This is a genomic window from Microbacterium caowuchunii (genome assembly GCF_008727755.1).
Lineage (GTDB): Bacteria > Actinomycetota > Actinomycetes > Actinomycetales > Microbacteriaceae > Microbacterium > Microbacterium caowuchunii.
Window position 1 is genome coordinate 1,606,067 of the sequence record NZ_CP044231.1, and the last position, 16,749, is coordinate 1,622,815.

12 protein-coding genes and 1 tRNA gene are annotated in these 16,749 nt (G+C 68.7%); 6 read left to right on the forward strand and 7 right to left on the reverse strand.

Annotated features, from left to right (window positions below; all coding sequences use genetic code 11):
* Positions 1 to 3: 3 nt before the first annotated feature.
* The 4 genes from F6J84_RS07675 to polA all read right to left on the reverse strand — a co-directional run bounded on the left by F6J84_RS07675 (position 4) and on the right by polA (position 6,231).
* Positions 4 to 768, reverse strand: coding sequence for an SGNH/GDSL hydrolase family protein (locus F6J84_RS07675; protein ID WP_150972724.1), 765 nt, complete (start codon positions 766 to 768; stop codon positions 4 to 6).
* A gap of 62 nt (positions 769 to 830) precedes the next feature.
* Positions 831 to 1,874: an LLM class flavin-dependent oxidoreductase gene (locus F6J84_RS07680; RefSeq protein WP_150972726.1), complete on the reverse strand. Its 1,044-nt coding sequence runs from the start codon at positions 1,872 to 1,874 to the stop codon at positions 831 to 833.
* Positions 1,874 to 3,547 carry a DUF885 domain-containing protein gene (locus F6J84_RS07685; protein WP_150972728.1) on the reverse strand — a complete coding sequence of 558 codons (1,674 nt, stop codon included), beginning with the start codon at positions 3,545 to 3,547 and terminating at the stop codon, positions 1,874 to 1,876. Before F6J84_RS07685 ends, F6J84_RS07680 begins: the two co-directional genes overlap by 1 nt.
* A 44-nt stretch (positions 3,548 to 3,591) precedes the next feature.
* Positions 3,592 to 6,231 carry a DNA polymerase I gene (polA, locus tag F6J84_RS07690; RefSeq protein ID WP_150972730.1) on the reverse strand — a complete coding sequence of 880 codons (2,640 nt, stop codon included), beginning with the start codon at positions 6,229 to 6,231 and terminating at the stop codon, positions 3,592 to 3,594.
* A gap of 62 nt (positions 6,232 to 6,293) precedes the next feature.
* Between polA and F6J84_RS07695 the strand changes: the two genes are divergently transcribed.
* A complete protein-coding gene (locus F6J84_RS07695; protein WP_150972731.1) occupies positions 6,294 to 6,725 on the forward strand; it encodes a hotdog fold thioesterase in 432 nt (143 codons plus the stop codon).
* Between the two features lie 74 nt (positions 6,726 to 6,799).
* Here F6J84_RS07695 and F6J84_RS07700 read toward each other — a convergent pair whose 3' ends face one another.
* Positions 6,800 to 7,417, reverse strand: a complete 618-nt coding sequence (locus F6J84_RS07700; protein ID WP_150892503.1) for an ANTAR domain-containing response regulator — start codon at positions 7,415 to 7,417, stop codon at positions 6,800 to 6,802.
* 37 nt (positions 7,418 to 7,454) lie between these two features.
* Here F6J84_RS07700 and F6J84_RS07705 point away from each other — a divergent pair.
* Together F6J84_RS07705 and F6J84_RS07710 are read left to right on the forward strand one after the other, a co-directional pair.
* Positions 7,455 to 7,537: transfer RNA gene (locus tag F6J84_RS07705), tRNA-Leu, on the forward strand.
* A gap of 303 nt (positions 7,538 to 7,840) precedes the next feature.
* On the forward strand, positions 7,841 to 8,506 hold the full coding sequence (locus tag F6J84_RS07710) for an MBL fold metallo-hydrolase (RefSeq protein ID WP_238702642.1): 666 nt from the start codon (positions 7,841 to 7,843) through the stop codon (positions 8,504 to 8,506).
* Positions 8,507 to 8,558: 52 nt separating this feature from the next.
* On the opposite strand, the gene F6J84_RS07715 is transcribed toward F6J84_RS07710, so the two are convergent.
* Positions 8,559 to 8,978 carry a hypothetical protein gene (locus F6J84_RS07715; RefSeq protein ID WP_150972733.1) on the reverse strand — a complete coding sequence of 140 codons (420 nt, stop codon included), beginning with the start codon at positions 8,976 to 8,978 and terminating at the stop codon, positions 8,559 to 8,561.
* Positions 8,979 to 9,408: 430 nt separating this feature from the next.
* Between F6J84_RS07715 and F6J84_RS07720 the strand changes: the two genes are divergently transcribed.
* Both F6J84_RS07720 and F6J84_RS07725 read left to right on the forward strand, forming a co-directional pair.
* Positions 9,409 to 11,580: a YhgE/Pip domain-containing protein gene (locus F6J84_RS07720; RefSeq protein WP_150972735.1), complete on the forward strand. Its 2,172-nt coding sequence runs from the start codon at positions 9,409 to 9,411 to the stop codon at positions 11,578 to 11,580.
* Positions 11,577 to 13,781 carry a YhgE/Pip domain-containing protein gene (locus tag F6J84_RS07725; protein WP_150972737.1) on the forward strand — a complete coding sequence of 735 codons (2,205 nt, stop codon included), beginning with the start codon at positions 11,577 to 11,579 and terminating at the stop codon, positions 13,779 to 13,781. Before F6J84_RS07720 ends, F6J84_RS07725 begins: the two co-directional genes overlap by 4 nt.
* A gap of 27 nt (positions 13,782 to 13,808) precedes the next feature.
* On the opposite strand, the gene F6J84_RS07730 is transcribed toward F6J84_RS07725, so the two are convergent.
* Positions 13,809 to 15,458 (reverse strand): glycosyltransferase family 2 protein, encoded by a 1,650-nt coding sequence (locus F6J84_RS07730; RefSeq protein ID WP_191905780.1) that lies wholly within the window; start codon positions 15,456 to 15,458, stop codon positions 13,809 to 13,811.
* A gap of 162 nt (positions 15,459 to 15,620) precedes the next feature.
* On the opposite strand from F6J84_RS07730, the gene F6J84_RS07735 reads away from it, so the two are divergent.
* Positions 15,621 to 16,697 carry an alpha/beta hydrolase gene (locus tag F6J84_RS07735; protein ID WP_150972741.1) on the forward strand — a complete coding sequence of 359 codons (1,077 nt, stop codon included), beginning with the start codon at positions 15,621 to 15,623 and terminating at the stop codon, positions 16,695 to 16,697.
* The last annotated feature ends 52 nt before the right edge of the window (positions 16,698 to 16,749 follow it).

The window sequence follows — 16,749 nt, forward strand, 5'->3', positions numbered from 1 at the left end:
GGATCAGGCGGGTGTCACCGTCGTCCAGGTGGCGAACTTCGGCCGGCGGCCGTCGCCCGAGGACCGGCCGGTCAAGCGCCGCTGCACCCACGGGCCGACATGCGCCCGGTAGTACGCCGCTCCCCGCAGGTGATCCGCCGCATGGGTCTCCGGCAGCGACCACCATTCCTCCGGCGCGTCCTGCCCCAGCGCGGCGAGCACGCGCGCGGCGACCCGGTGGTGGCCGCGCGTGTTCATGTGCAGCCTGTCCTGCGACCAGTACGGGGGCCGTGCCAGCTCCCGGTCCGGCCAGTTGAGGGCACGCACGACGTCGTCGCGGCCGGCGACCCGGGCGACGACCGCGTCGGACAACTCGTCGCCCCTGCGCTGGATCAGCCGTCGCAGCGGCAGTTGGGCGGACGGGTTCGCCCCGGAGAGCAGGATGAGGGTGACGCCCGCCTCGTCGCAGCGGCGGAGCACGTGCGCGAACGCGTCGGTCACGTGGCTCACCGTGGTGCGGGGTCGGAGGATGTCGTTCCCGCCGCCGTTGAAGGACAGGTGGGTGGGACGCAGCGCGAGTGCGGGCTCCAACTGCTCCCGCACGATGGGCCAGATGAGCTTGCCCCGGATGGCGAGGTTCGCGTAGGAGATCGGAGCGCCCGAGGAGGTCGCCCAGCCCTGTGCGACCAGATCCGCCCATCCGCGGACGGTACCGTCAGGCAGCTCGTCGCCGACGCCTTCGGTGAACGAGTCGCCGATGGCGACGTATCTGACGGCCGGGCTGCTCACTCACACAGCCTACGTGGCATGCCGGTGCCCGGCGAGCGATCGCCGTCGGGCCGGGAGCTGCCTCATCCCTCGGCCAGCATCTCCCGGACCAGCGGGACGACCTGCGTGCCGTACAGCTGGATCGAACGCAGCATCCGCTCGTGCGCGAGGGGCCCGTTGGAGTACTTGAGGTCGAACCGGTCGAGACCGAGGAGGCGAACGGTTGCGGCGATCTTGCGCGCGACCGTCACGGGCGAACCGACGTACATGGCCCCGTCCGGACCGACGTCCCGCTGGAACTGCATGCGGCTGTACAGCGGCCACCCCCGCTCCCGGCCGATGGCGTTCCGGTTCTTCTCGATCGCCGGGTACGCCTCGTTCCAGGCCTGCTCGTCCGTGTCGGCGACGTGCCCGGGCGAGTGCACGCCCACCGGCCGCGCGCTGTGTCCGGCCGCGGTGAGGGAACGATGGAAGAGCTCCACGTAGGGGCGGAAGTTCGCGGCGGACCCGCCGATGATCGCGAGCATCAGGCCGTATCCGTACCGGGCGGTGCGCACCACCGACTCCGGCGACCCACCGACGCCCACCCACGCTCGCAGACCGTGCTCGGTCTTGGGGAACACGTCCGCGTTGTCGAGAGCCGAACGCGTCGATCCGGACCACGTCACGGGCTTCTCGGTCAGCAGCCGACTGAACAGTTCGAGACGCTCCTCGAAGAGCACCTCGTAGTCCGCGAGCTCGAATCCGAACAGCGGGAAGGACTCGATGAACGATCCGCGCCCGAGGATGACTTCGGCGCGACCGCTGGAGACCGCATCCAGAGTCGCGAACCTCTCGTACACGCGTACCGGGTCGTCCGAGGACAGCACCGTCACGGCTGTTCCGAGCCGGATCCGGCGGGTCCGTGCGGCGATCGCGGCGAGGACGATCTCCGGGCTGGAGACGGCGAACTCGTGCCGGTGATGCTCGCCGACGCCGAAGAAGGCCAACCCCACCTCATCCGCGAGGACGGCCTGTTCCACCACGTTCCGGATGGTCTGCGCATCGCTCAGCGTCGTCCCGTCGGCGCCCGCCGTCACGTCACCGAACGTGTCCAGCCCGAACTCCACGTCCGAGGCGGCCACCATCAGGACGCCAGCGCCGAGCGGAGGGTATCCAGGCCGACGCCGCCGATGTCCAGCGCGCGCTTGTGGAAGTCCTTGATCGAGAAGTCGCTCCCCTGCGCCTGCCGCGCATCGTCGCGGATCTGCTGCCACAGGCGCTCGCCCACCTTGTAGGCGGGCGCTTGGCCCGGCCACCCGAGATACCGGTTCACCTCGAACTGGATGAAGGCGTCGGGCATGTTGACGTTGCGGCGCATGAACTCCAGCGCATAGTCGTGATCCCAGGTTCCGGACCCGTCCAGCCGGGGCTTGCGCAGGTGCACGCCGATGTCGAGGACGACCCGTGCCGCGCGCATCCGCTGGCCGTCCAGCATCCCCAGCCGATCCGCCGGGTCATCGAGGTAGCCGAGTTCGGCCATGAGCCGTTCGGCGTACAGTGCCCACCCCTCCGCGTGGCCCGACGTGCCGGCGAGCAGCCGCCGCCAGGAATTGAGCTGGGCGCGGTTGTGCACCGCCTGCGCGATCTGCAGGTGATGGCCCGGGACGCCCTCGTGGTACACCGTGGTGAGCTCACGCCAGGTGTCGAACGAGTCGACGCCCTCGGGCACCGACCACCACATCCGCCCGGGACGCGAGAAGTCATCCGTCGGACCTGTGTAGTAGATGCCGCCCTCCTGGGTGGGGGCGATCATGCACTCCAAGCGCCGGATCGGATCGGGGATGTCGAAGTGGGTCCGTCCGAGTTCCTCGATGGCACGGTCGCTCGTCGCCTGCATCCACTCCTGCAGCGCCTTCGTTCCGTGGAGCTTGCGCTCCTCGTCCTGTTCCAGGAACGCGACCGCCTCTTCCACGCTCGCGCCGGGCAGGATCTCCTTCGCGATCGATTCCTGCTCGGCCACCATCCGGGCGAGTTCCTCGACACCCCAGTCGTAGGTCTCGTCCAGGTCGATGGTGGCGCCGAGGAAGCGTCGCGAGTGCAGGGCGTAGAGCTCCCGTCCCACGGCGTCCTCTTCGCTCGCCGCGGGGGCGAGTTCGGCGGAGAGGAAGCTCGCGAGGGCGTCGTATGCGACCCGGGCCGCCCCGGCGCAGTCGGAGAGCTCACGGGCCAGCGACGCCGGCAGCTGCCCCTCCGCGGGTGCGGCATCACCGGCGAATTCCGCGAAGAACCCGTTGTCCGCCGTATAGCGCTCGATCTGCGCGATCACCTCGGTGACCTGGCGACGCGCCGGGGTGGTCCCGGCTTCGATACCTGCCCGGAGGGTCTCGATGTACCCCTCCATCGCCTTCGGCAGCGCCCCGAGTCGGGCGGCGATCACGGACCAGTCGTCGACGGTCTCCGTCGGCATGAGGTCGAAGACGGAGCGGATGTCCTGGGCGGGCGAGGCGATGACGTTCAGGTCGCGCAGATGCGCCCCCGCCTCGTGCAGCTCGAGGTCGAGGCGCAACTCCCGGCCCAGATCCTCTTTGGTGACCTGGTCGATGGGATCGACCGGGCTCACGGCGTCGAGCTTCGCGAGTGCGGTGCGGGCCGCATCCGCGTACCGGTCGGCACCCTCCGGCGAGTAGTCCCCGAAACGGCCGTTGTGCTCGAACCGGCCGATGTAGGTGGCCAGGGTCGGAGCGAGTTCCGAGACGGTGTCGACCCACTCCTCGGCGATCGCGTCGATCGGGGTGGGCACACGCGCAGGTTCGGTCATGTGATCGAGCCTACGCACGTGCACAGGGGGCGCCAACCTCGCGGTCAGTGACCCGCTGCCTCCCAGTTCGGACCGCGGCCGATCTGGACATCGAGCGGCACCGTGAGGGTCGCCGCATCGCCCATGCGCTCGCGTACGATCCGCTCCGCCGCATCCCACTCCCCCGCGGCGACCTCCACCACGAGTTCGTCGTGGATCTGGAGCAGCACCCGGGAAGCGAGGCCCTGTGCTCGGAACTCCTCGTGGATGCGGAACAGGGCGATCTTCATGATGTCGGCGGCGCTGCCCTGGATGGGCGCGTTCAGCGCCGCACGCTCCGCGTTCTCCCGCAGCACCCGGTTGGGGCTGGCGAGGTCGGGGAACGGACGGCGGCGGCCGAAGATCGTCTCCGTGTAGCCGTCGATCCGCGCCTGCTCCACCGAGGAGCGCAGGTAGTCGCGGACGGCGCCGAAGCGGGCGAAGTACTCGCTCATGAGCTGCTTGGCCTCGGACTGGTCGATGCGCAGCTGCTTCGACAGGCCGAAGGCGGACAGCCCGTACACGAGCCCGTAGGACATCGCCTTGACCTTGCTGCGCATGGCGGGCGTGACATCCTCGGGGGTCACGCCGAAGACGCGTGCGCCGACGAAGCGGTGCAGGTCCTCCCCCGTGTTGAACGCCTCGATCAGCCCGGGATCCTCGGAGAGGTGCGCCATGATGCGCATCTCGATCTGCGAGTAGTCGGCGGTGAGCAGGGTCTCGTACCCGGATCCGACCTCGAAGGCGGACCGGATGCGCCTGCTCTCCTCGGTGCGCACCGGGATGTTCTGCAGATTGGGGTCGGTGCTCGAGAGCCGGCCGGTCTGCGACCCCGTCTGCAGATACGTCGTGTGGATGCGTCCGTCGCTGCCGATGGCGGCGTCGAGGGACTCGATGATCTGACGCATCTTCGTCGCCTCACGGTGCTGCAGCAGGAGATCGAGGAACGGATGCGGGTGCGAGTCCTGCAGATCGGCCAGCACGGCGGCATCCGTGGAGTACCCGGTCTTCGTCTTGCGGGTCTTCGGCAGCTGGAGCTGCTCGAAGAGGACCTCCTGCAGCTGCTTGGGCGAACCGAGGTTCACCTCCCGTTCGATCGCCAGGTAGGCGTCCGCCGCGAGCCGCTCCGCACGGGCACCCAGCTCCGCGGAGAACCCGGAGAGCTTCTCGTGGGAGACCGCGACGCCGGCCAGCTCCATGTCCGCCAGTGCGCGCAGCGTCGGCAGCTCGATGTCGGTGAGGATCTCGCCGACGCGTCCTTCGAAGGACTCCCGCAGTGCCGTGGCGACGCGCAGGGTGAACCACGCGACCTGCCCGGGCGTCGCCCCCTCCGTCTCCGGCACGAGCTGCGTCGGGTCCGCCTCGGGAAGCTTCTCGCCGAGGTAGCGGTCCACGAGGTGGGCGAGGGTCTTGTCGGGGAAGCTCGGGCGGATGAGCCATCCGGCCAAGAGCGTGTCGAAGGCGAGTCCGCCCAGACGGACCCCCGCGCGCTGGAGGGCCTTGACCTGGCCCTTCGCGTCGTGCATGACCTTCGGGGCGTCGGCGGTCAGCCATTCCGCCAGCGCGGCCTGCACGTCGTCGGACCAGGATGCCTCGACGGTGGCGGTGAGCGAGGCGAGACCGATGCGGCCCGGGCGTCCGTTCTCGATGGTGACGGTGACGGCGATCTCCTCGGGAGCGTCGGCGATCCATGCCGCGAGAGCGACGGCATCCGCCTCGACCGACGGCGGCGCACTGACCGCCGGGGCGTCGTGGGACGCGCTGTCCGCGGCATCCGTGCCGGACGCCTCGAACACCCGTGGGAGCAGGGCTCGGAACTCGAGCCGCGCGAAGATGTCGCGCACCGCCTGTGCGTCGATCGGCCGGCGCACGAGGTCCTGGGGCGTCACCGGCAGTTCGACGTCGCGCAGGAGACGGTTCAGGGCCCGGTTGCGCCGGACGTCCTCGATGTGCTCACGGAGGTTCCCGCCGACGACCCCCTTGATCTCATCGGCCCGTTCCAGGAGCACGTCGAGCGAGCCGAACTGGGTGAGCCACTTCACCGCGGTCTTCTCGCCGACCTTCGGAACGCCGGGCAGGTTGTCGCTCGTCTCGCCGACGAGCGCGGCGATCTCCGGGTACTGTGCGGGTGGCACCCCGTATCGCTCCATCACGGTCTCGGGCGTGTAGCGCTTGAGCTGGGACACACCCTGCACGTTGGGATAGAGCAGCGTCACGTCGTCGGTGACGAGCTGGATGGTGTCCCGGTCTCCGGAGCACACCAGCACCTCGAAACCGGCCTCCTCGCCCTGGGTCGCCAGTGTGGCGAGGATGTCGTCGGCCTCGATGTCCTCCTTGGTGAGGACGGTGATCTGCATGGCGCGCAGGCAGTCCTGCAGGAGCGGGATCTGACCCGAGAATTCCGGCGGCGTCTCACTGCGGGTCGCCTTGTACTCCGGGTACTCCCGGGTGCGGAAGGAGACCCGCGAGGTGTCGAAGGCGACGGCGACGTGGGACGGGTTCTCGGCCTTCAGTAGGTTGACGAACATCGACAGGAACCCGTAGACCCCGTTGGTGTGCTGGCCGTCCTTGGTGGTGAAGTTGTCGACCGGGAGCGCGTAGAAAGCGCGGAAGGCGAGCGAATGGCCGTCGACGACCAGAAGGGTAGGCTTTTCGGAGTCCGTCACCGTTCCAGCCTAATGAGCGCGGCGGACATGAAGAGACGAGCGAAGATGCGAGGAACCCGCCGATGACCGAGACCGCCCCTGTCCTCGACGGCATCGAATGGGCCGCCCGCCGAGGCAACGGTGCGCTGGCGGACAAGATGGGCTTCCAGTGGGTCGAACTCACGCTGGAACGGGCCGTCGCGACCATGCCCGTCGAGGGGAACACGCAGCCGGTGGGGCTCTTCCACGGCGGCGGATACGTGGTGCTGGGCGAGTCGCTCGGGTCGATGGCGGCGAACTTCTACGCGGGTCCCGGTCGGCTCGCCGTCGGCGTCGACGTCAACGCGACGCACACCCGCTCCGCGACCTCGGGCCTCGTGACCGGGGTGTGCACTCCCCTGCATCTGGGCCGCTCGATGACAGTGCACGAGATCGTCATCAGCGACGACCAGGGGCGGCGCTGCTCGACGGTGCGGATCACCAACATGATCAAGGACGCCCCGCAAGGGCGCTGACTCCCCCGCACCAGCGAAAGAGAGGGCGGGATGCGGCACCAGCCGCATCCCGCCCTTCTCTTCGTGGAGTGGTGTTACTTCTTTGCAGCGAGCTGCTCGATGATCGCCTTCGCGACGTCCTGCATCGTGAGGCGCCGGTCCATCGATGCCTTCTGGATCCAGCGGAACGCCTCGGGCTCGCTGAGGCCCATCTTCTCGTTGAGGAGGCCCTTGGCCCGGTCGACGAGCTTGCGGGTCTCGAAGCGCTCGACCATGTCGGCGACCTCGGCTTCGAGCGTGATGATCTGCTCGTAGCGGGCCAGCGCGATCTCGATCGCCGGCAGCAGGTCGTTCGGGGTGAACGGCTTCACCACGTAGGCGAGAGCACCGGCCTCGCTGGCGCGCTCGACGAGCTCCTTCTGGCTGAACGCCGTGAGGAGGACGACGGGGGCGATGTGGTTCTTGCTGAGCTTCTCGGCGGCACTGATCCCGTCGAGCTGCGGCATCTTGACGTCCATGATGACGAGGTCGGGGCGCAGATCCGTGGCGAGCTGGACGGCGGTCTCACCGTCACCCGCTTCGCCGACGACGTCGAACCCGTTGTCGCGGAGGATCTCCACGATGTCCAGGCGGATGAGCGACTCGTCCTCAGCCACCACGACGCGGCGGGGGGCGGATGGCGTGTTGGAGGATGTATCTTGCTCGGTCACCATTGAATCCTACGGTATCGTCGTTCGCGGACGTGGCCCGGCCGGTGTGGCGGAATGGCAGACGCGACCGACTCAAACTCGGTTGCCTGAAAGGGCGTGTGGGTTCGACTCCCACCACCGGCACACAGCTCCCACTCCCCCACTCCCGCTCCGGCCTCGGCGAAGCGTTCCCGGAGCTCCTGCTCCGAAGACCACCGGATCGCTGTTCGCCCCGTCTCCGAGCAGTCGGCTCCGAGGATGACTCGTCCCGCTGGGTCGAGTCGAATGCCTCACGCGCCCGGGGGATCCTCCGCGAGACAGTGTTCGTGGTCGTCGCGATCCGCACATGAACGCACCGGGCAACCGGGCGTCGACAGGGCGGACCAGAACGCCCTCGACCGGGGCATCCTCGATTCCATCCAGAGGTGACCAGGAAGGAACGGAGCCATGACGGCGTCAACGGGATACGCGGTGCTGACCGAACCGCGCGAAGGACTGGTCCGTGATCAGCGCGGGGTGTCGAATTCGGCAACCCTCATCTGGGACGGGGACGACGCCGTGCTCGTCGATACGTTCCCACTCACAGATCAGAACGACCGGCTGATCGAGTGGATCCGTTCCCGGGGGAAGAACCTCGCGGCGGTCTACGTCACCCACGGTCACGGCGACCACACGTTCGGCATCGGCCAGCTCCGCGAGGCGTTCCCCCGCGCCCGCTTCCTGGCCACTCCCGGCACCTCGCGGAGTTCGAGAGACAAGCCGCGCCGGACATGTACGAGGGCTTCTGGAACAGGCTCTTCCCCCGTATCTGTCCGAGACGACGTCGGAGACCCGACTCTCCTGGATAGCGGCGCTCGAGCGACTCGACGAACTCGCTCCGCCCGGCGTCGTCTGCGCGCACAAGGACGCTCGCCGTGGAGACTCGCCCACCGACATCGACGCGACCATCGGTACCTCCGGGATGTCGCGGAAGTCGAGCGCACGGCTTCGGACGCCCTCGATTTCTACCGGCGGATGCTCGCCGTGCAACCCGGCCGGCTCAACATCGGGTCGTTGTGGGGCGCGGCGAGAGCGCTCATGCCCGAGCCCCCGGCCGACAGCGCGCCGAGGTGACACCGCAACCGGACGGACATCACGGCCTGGGCAGTCTCGAGCGTCCCCGGGCTCAGGCGCGTGGACCGAGCGTGAGATCGATCCGCCGTCCGCGCACAGGTTCGGGGTCCTCCCCGGGATGGAGCTGTGCCCAGGCATCCGCGGCGATCAGATCGGCGAAGCCCCGGAAATTCCGGGCCGGACTACTGGTCGGTTCCATACCGGAGGCCTCCGCGATCGCCGTGAGCGGCCAATCTCGGCGCGCACGCGCAGCTTCCAGGGTCAGCAGGTCGGACGCCGCGTCACGCAGAGCCGCCGCGACCGCGACCCGGACCAGGGCCGCCGGAGGGGAATCCGGCGTCGCGGCGTCCGCCTCTGCCCGCCGCTGCACCCAGACTCCGAGCCGATCGACGAGCTCGCGAAGCTCGCCGTCCAACTCGGCCTGCGCTGCGGAGTCGGCGAGCCAGGATCGGAGATTGACGCGTTCCCTCATGTCAGCAGGCTACCGCTGCTCTGCAGTATTTCTATGCAACATTGCACAGTAGCGGCGGCCGCGGCATCTCATCTCCGCGCTACCTAGGTGAACCGATGTTCGATTGAATGAGCTGCATGCCTCCCCGCGTTCTCCGGCGATGCGGGCGCCGAGATCGATTCCCGGGGCTCTGCACCGGTTCCGGATGCGGGGCGTTTCTCGCCGCTCATCCGAATTTCATCCACGCCGTCACCCGGGCATCACCCGCCTCCGATCCCAGTGCTGGCGCGGAATCGGAGCAGTGCTCTGCGACGCGGGCGACGACCCGGTCCGGACCGCGGAGGCTCATGGATAGTGTGGGAAGAGGCGTATCCGGCACTGTCCGATCGCCGATTCCCCGGGCACCGTCCCGGGTGCGGAAAAGAACAGATATTCGCGAGAGGCAACTGGTATGCGGAACGTCTGGCGTGTGTTCACTCGCGATCTCAAGCGTCTGGGACGCGTCCCGCTGGCATGGGTCATCATCGGCGGCGCACTCATCACGCCGTCGCTGTACGCGTGGTTCAACATCTCGGCCTTCTGGGACCCCTTCGACAACACGAAGAACCTCAGCATCGCGGTCGTGAACCTCGATCAGGGCGCTTCGACGTCGCTGACGGGTGAGGTGAACGTCGGCGATCAGCTGGTCGCCCAGCTGAAGGACAACGATGACCTCGGGTGGCACTTCGTGTCGAAGGATGAGGCGATGCGCGCCGTCGAGAGCGGGTCGAGCTATGCCGCCTTCGTGGTGCCGGAGACCTTCACCGCCGATCTGCTGAGCCTCACCTCCGGCGACTTCACCCAGCCCAAGCTGCAGTACTACGTCAACGAGAAGCTGAACGGCGTCGCCCCCGAGATCACCGACACCGGTGCGACCACCATCCAGACGCAGATGACCGATGCGTTCACCGAACAGGTCGCGAGCGCCGTCGCGACGGCGATCAAGAGTGGCAGCGCCGTCGCCGAGCAGGACGTGCTGGACGCCGAGGCGAAGATCATCGCGGATCTGCAGGACGCCGCGCAGATCATCGCCCAGACCCGCGGGCATCTCGGCGAACTGCAGACAGGCATCCAGTCCACCCGTGAGGGGCTGCAGGCGAACGTCCTCACCCTCGCCAACATCGACGGAGCGCTGGGCGGCATCCACGGCACCCTCGACGAGGCCCGTACACTCGCGGACAAGGCCCAATCCGACCTCCTTCGCCTCGCCGGCCAGGCGACGACGGGCCACGTCATCGGATCGGCCGAAGTCGCACAGGGCGCGGCGTCCGCCATCGCCGCGATCGGCAGAGTGACCGCCGCGACCGACTCCCTGTCCGCCGCCGTCGATGCGCAGCGCACCCTGCTCGGACAGGCTTCCGGCCTGCTCACCGGTCTCGACGCCCAGCTCGCGCAGACCTCTGCCGCGCTCGCCTCGCTCGACGCGGATCTGGCTGCGGTCGAGGGCGACATGGGTGTCGCCGTGACCGACCTGCGCGCCGTCGGCGGCGCTGCCGCGTGGCAGGAGTTGCAGACCCTCACCTCGTTGAACCCCGAGCAGATCGCTCAGTTCATGTCGACCCCCGTGGTCGTGAACCAGCACACGATCTTCCCGACGAACACCTACGGCTCCCAGATGGCGGCGCTGTTCATCAACCTGTCACTGTGGATCGGCGCGTTCGTGCTGGTCGTGATCCTCAAGCTCGAGGTCGATCGCGAGGAGATCCCCGACCTCACCGAGCGGCAGAGCTACCTCGGACGATGGACGTTGTTCGCCGGGATCGCCATCATGCAGGCGATCACACTCAGCACGGGCAACCTGATCATCGGCGTCCAGCATGTGAATCCGTTCGTGTTCGTCATCACGCCGATCCTGATCGGGCTGAGTTACCTCAGCATCATCTATGCCCTGTCCGTCACCTTCGGTTACATCGGCAAGGGTCTGGTCGTGATCCTCGTGATCATGCAGATCCCCGGGGCCTCGGGCATCTACCCGATCGAGCTCATGCCGGAGTTCTTCCAGAAGCTGTACCCGTTCTTCCCCTTCACGTACGGCATCGACGCGATGCGCGAGGTGATCAGCGGGTTCGCTGGCCTCGCCTACTGGCGGTACATGGGCACGTTGGCGCTGTTCGTCGCCGGCGCGTTCTTCCTCGGCCTCGTGCTGCGTCGCAGCGTCTCCAACCTGACCCGGCTGTTCACCCAGCAGGTCGGCGCGACCGAGCTGTTCACCTCCGAGGAGGGTGCGCCGTCCGGACCCGGCTACCGCCTGAACCATCTCCTGCGCGCCCTCGCCAACCGTGCGAGCTACCAGGCGCGGCTGGCCAAGCGGGCGCTGCCGTTCGCCCGCTCCTACCGGAAGGTCCGTGCCGCCATCATCACCGTCGGTGTCGCCGGCATCCTGGTCCTCGCCGCGCTCGCCATGATCTTCCCGGACAGCAAGACCGAGTTCGTCGGGCTGTGGATCCTGTGGCTCGTCGTCGTCTTCGCCGCGCTGATCACCCTGGAGTACATCCGCTACAGCCTCCGTCTCTCGACGGAGGTCGGCGAGATGCCCGAAGCGGAGATACGACGAGAAATCACTGAACTGGAGGCGCAGCTGTGAAAGGCATCTGGGGGCTCTTCCGCGCGGATCTCCGGCGCGCCACGAGCAATGTGATGTCCGTGATCGTCCTCTGCGGACTGATCGTGATCCCCTCGGCGTTCACGTGGTTCAACGTCATCGGCAGCTGGGAGCCGTTCGACAACACGAAGAACCTGAAGGTCGCAGTGGCGAGCACCGACGAGGGGTACACGAGCGCGCTCATCCCCCTCCATATCAACGTCGGCAGCATCGTCGAATCCGCGCTTCGCGCGAACGACCAGCTCGACTGGGTCATCACCTCGAAGAAGGACGCCATCGCCGGCACCGAATCCGGCGAGTACTACGCCGCGATGGTGCTGCCGAAGGACTTCAGCGAGCGGATGCTGACCTTCTACACGGCCGGGTCGCAGCGCACCGAGATCGACTTCTACATGAATGACAAGTCGAACCCGCTCGCTCCCCTGATCACCAGTGAAGGTGCCGACGACCTCTCGGCCAAGATCAACGCCGAGTTCACGAAGGAGCTCAGCAACGTCGCCCTCAGCCTGGTGTCCTCACTCTCGACCTCGCTGAGCGACTCCGAGTCCCAGGCGGCGTTCGCGCGGATCGAGGCGCATGTCGGACAGGCCGGCGTGCAGTTGCGCGCCGCCGCCGGGACGGCGAACATGTTCACGGCCCTGCTCGAGTCGAGCGTGCCCCTGGTGGACGGCGCGACCAACCTCCTGCGTGCCGTCGAGTCCGAGTTCTCGGATGCGACCGGCCGGGTGCAGGAGGGGCTGGATGCGTCCCAGGGCGCCAACGGCGCGATCGCCCAGGCCACCCAGGCCCTCACGAACGCCTTCGCCGCGAGCGAGGAGCAGCTCGGGCGTTTCTCGGGCCAGATCGACCGGGTGTTCTCGACGCTCGACACGGATGCGGGTGAGAGCGTCGTGCGCATCGAGGACATGTCCGGTCAGCTGGGCGAGCTCATCACCCGCCACGAGGCACTGCGCGACCGGCTCATCGAGGACGTCGAACCGAATCTTCCGGAGGAGGATCAGGAGGCGTTCGCGATTCTGCTGGCGGGGCTCGAGACCGCGATCGCGCAGGAGAAGGAACTCCAGTCCCGGCTGGGCGATATGGCCACGACCGTGGCTGCGGGCAACGCCGATGCACAGCGATTCCGCGGCCAGCTCGACAGCCGCATCTCCGCTGCGCAGTCGGCGATCGGGAACGCGAACACTGTGTACGCGAACGACCTGAAGCCGACCCTCGACCAGTTAGCTGCCCAGCTCGGCGCCGTCGGAGCGGGACTCGGCGCGATCGCCGGCGACGTCTCGGCCGTGACGAACGCGGGAGAGGGCGCCGCCGCGCTGCTGCAGACGGCCGCCCGGGACAACCGTGCGCTCGCAGATGCTCTGACCGCCGCCGCCGACGGGGTGGACCGTGTCCAGCAGGCGCTCTCGAATGCGATCGACTCGGGCGACTTCAGCCAGATCGCCAAGATCATCGGGGCGAACCCCGACGTCCTGGCGACGGCTCTCGCGCAGCCGATCGGCATCGACCGCATCCCGGTCTACCCGGTCGTGAGCTTCGGTGCCGGGATGGCCCCGCTCTACACCATCCTCTCCCTCTGGGTGGGTGCACTGCTGCTCGCGGTCACGCTGCGGGTCGACCCGCCGCGACGGGCATTCGAGGGCGACTCGGACCTCCAGCTGCGCTCCGACGGCGGTCCGCCGCTGAAGCTGCACGAGCAGTTCCTCGGGCGTTACGCGATCTTCGCGTTGATGGGACTGGCCCAGAGCACCCTGGTGTTCCTCGGCAACATCCTGCTCGTCGGCCTCGACCCGGTGCACCCGTTCCTGTTCATGGTGGTGGGCTGGACGACCTCCCTGGTCTTCACGTTCATCATCTACACGCTGGTCGTCTCGTTCAGCGACGCGGGCAAGGCACTGGCGGTGTTCGTCCTCGTCATCCAGGTCGCCGGCGCCGGTGGGGCCTACCCGCTGTCGCTACTCCCGGAGTGGTTCCAGAACGTCAGCCCGTTCCTCCCCGCAACCCACGCCATCGATGCGTTCCGCGCCGCGCTGGCGGGGATCTACCAGGGCGACTACTGGATCTCGCTCGGCTGGTTGCTCGCCTTCCTCGTGCCGATGGCGCTGCTCGGTCTCGCGCTGCGCAAGCCCCTCATCGGCTTCAACGAGAAGATGGAAGGCATGCTGCAGTCGACCAAGCTCATGTAGCGCGACAGGGCCCGGGAAGGACCTCGGTCAGCTGTAGTTCAGTGCCTTCGCGACGACGCCGCGCACGCGGTGCGGGACGACCTTTCGTGCCAGTGCGCCGGCTCGGCGGACGGCACGGGCTGCGAGGTCCCGTCCGCGCCCGGCGGGCCATTCGCGGCGCAGTCCCAGCGTGCCGTCGGGTGCGACGACGAGTCGGGACCGACGCCCGGCGAGGAGGGGAGACGGCTTCATCGCCTCCACCAGCGCGGGATCCGCACGCAGCGGGGTCTCGAACGTCCAGCCCGCGCGGCGCACGTGCGCCACGAGCTCTCCACTGGCCGTGGCATCGTTCCGGGCGAAGGTGCGCAGGGGATCGATCGTGAGCGGCACCCTGTGCAGATCCGGGGCGACGCGGCCGGCGATGCGGCGCTCGCTGCGGCTCTCCCGATCCCGGATGTACACCTCGAGCCGGTCCCGGCGCAGATCCCGCCGTGCGTCCAGTTCGGACGCCGGGAGGATCTCCCCCAGCTCCGCCGGCGGCTGCCAGCGGAGCGGACGGATCACAGCGGGGTCCGCCGCGCCCGCGTCGGAGGCGGGCTCCTCGGCGAACACCAGGGCGTCCTGTCCGTCACGCAGGACGTCCACGCGGACCGTCAGCTGGAGCTTCCCTCGGCGCAGCCACTGCGCCGAGGCGACCTCGGTCCGGCATTCCAGTCCGGCCTCGAACTCGGCGAGGCGGAGCAGGTCCTCCCGCCGGTCCTGCCGGAGCAGGGCGGAGCGGATCCGCAGCGGGAAGGCGAGGCCCCGTTCCACCCCGGGACCGAATCGCTGCTGCGCGATCGGGCTCACCGTATCCAGGAAACGCTCGCGGTACGCGTCCGGGTAGCGCACCATCCGGCTGCCGTCCATGCGCTTCAGGATCTTCCCCCGGTACCAGTGGCGCAGCAGCGTATCGCGGCGGGCCCCGGGCTCGACATTCGCCTCCACCAGATCCAGCACGGACTCCAGATGGGGGAAGTAAGACTCCGGGTCGATGCGCGAGGAACTGGCGCTGCCCGCGTTGTTGATCCAGGCGTAACAGGGCCGGCTCGCCAGGATGGAGATCCGCTCCGCGCGGAAGTAGGCCTGCATCACGAACAGGTGGTCCTCGAGCCGCACCCGGCCCTCCGGGAACCGGATGCCGTTCTCGCGCAGGAAGGCGGTGCGGAAGAGCTTGTGCGGGGTGAGCAGTTCCAGCAGCGGATCCTTCCCCAGCACCGCACTGGGGATGTCCCGGCGGAAGATCCGCCCCGGAATGCGGCGGCCCACGCCCACCACCTTGCCCACGACGACATCCGAGGAGTTCCGGTCGGCGTAGTCGCAGAGCTGCTCGAGCCCGTCTTCGAACAGGCGGTCGTCCTGGTCGGCGAAGAAGACGTAGGTGCCGCGTGCCTCCTGGATGCCGTGGTTTCGCGGGGTCCCCGGCCAGCCGGTGTGCTCGAGATGCAGCACCCGCACGTTCGGCCGGTTCCTGGCGACCCGATCCAGGTGCGCGCGCGTCGCGTCATCCGAGCCGTCGTCGCACAGGAGCACCTCGAAATCCTGTGGCGCGAGCGTCTGCCGGTCGAGAGAGGAGATGAGATCGTCGAATCCGGGTCCGGGATTGTAGACCGGGACCACGACGCTCACCCGGGGGGACGCGGATGCCTCTACTGTCACCCCACCAGTCAACAATCCCGGCCCCGCCTGCCGCCCGGGGTTGCGCTCGTCCCGATGACCTGTCCACCCGTCGCGGGGTGGGGCGAACAGCACGGGGGCTGCGCATGAGAGGATCACGGTCCTGATCGTTTCGATCGCCGTCCCATCCCCCGGGAGGTCGCCATGCCGTTGGACCCGTTCTTCGCCGAGCGTCTGCGCGTCCACCGTCGCTACCTCATCGGCAAGGCCCTGGCCTCCGCCCGCACGCGGCTCACCCGCCTTTGGTCACGCATCCGCGGCGATGCCTCCGCCCCTGCGCGGACGCCACCGGGAACGGGGACGGGAGCTGCTGGGCAGCGGCGCACCCCGCGGGAACGTCACCGCCGTGAGGCCATCGCCTGGGATCGCAAGGAGCTCGCGACGGTCGGCACCCCCGGCCCGGTGCTGCGCACCGTGGAACACGAGGTGCAGGTGCCTGGGTATCCGTCCGTCCGGGTTCGGATCTACTACCCGGATGGCGGGGAAGGCACACTCGTCCCGGGATGCCTCACGCTCTTCGGCGGCGCCTTCCGCATCGGCGGCATCGACTATCCCACGACGGATGCCGCCAACCGCCGCCGCGCGGCCGCGGCACGCGTCGCGATGGTGGCGGTGGACTACGCGCTCGCCCCCGAGCACCGCTTCCCGACACAGGTCGAACAGGCCCATGCCGTGCTGGTCTGGCTGTACCGGAACGCGGTGGAGCTGGGCGTGGATCCTGACCGCATCGGGGTCGCCGGCACCTCTGCCGGCGCCTCCATCGCCGCAGCCTTGACCCTCGCGAACCGGGACCGGACCGGTCTGCCGATCCGCACGCAGGTGCTCGAGGTCCCCGTCACCGACCTCACCGGGCGCCACATCGACCTGCGCGCCAGCCGGGCACTGGGCATCCCCCGCTTCATCGCGATGCGGGAGCTGCGGTCGGTCGCCCGCACCTACCTCGCCCGCCCGTCGGATGCGCGCGACCCGCTCGCCTCGCCGCTGCTGGCGCCGTCGCTGGCGGGGCTCCCGGAGGCGGTGATCCTGACGGCGGAGTACGACCCGCTCCGGGGTGACGGTGCCGCGTATGCCGCCCGGCTGCGCGAGGAGGGTGTGGAGGCCAGCGCCGTGCAGTATCTCGGCGTCATCCACGACACGCCGACCTTCACGGGCGTCCTGTCGTCGGCACGTCGGTGGGAGCGGGACGTCGTCAGCGCGCTGGCGCGCCTCCACGACGGATGACGGGAACGACGAAGGGGATGCCTCATCGAGGCATCCCCTTCCCGATCCGCCG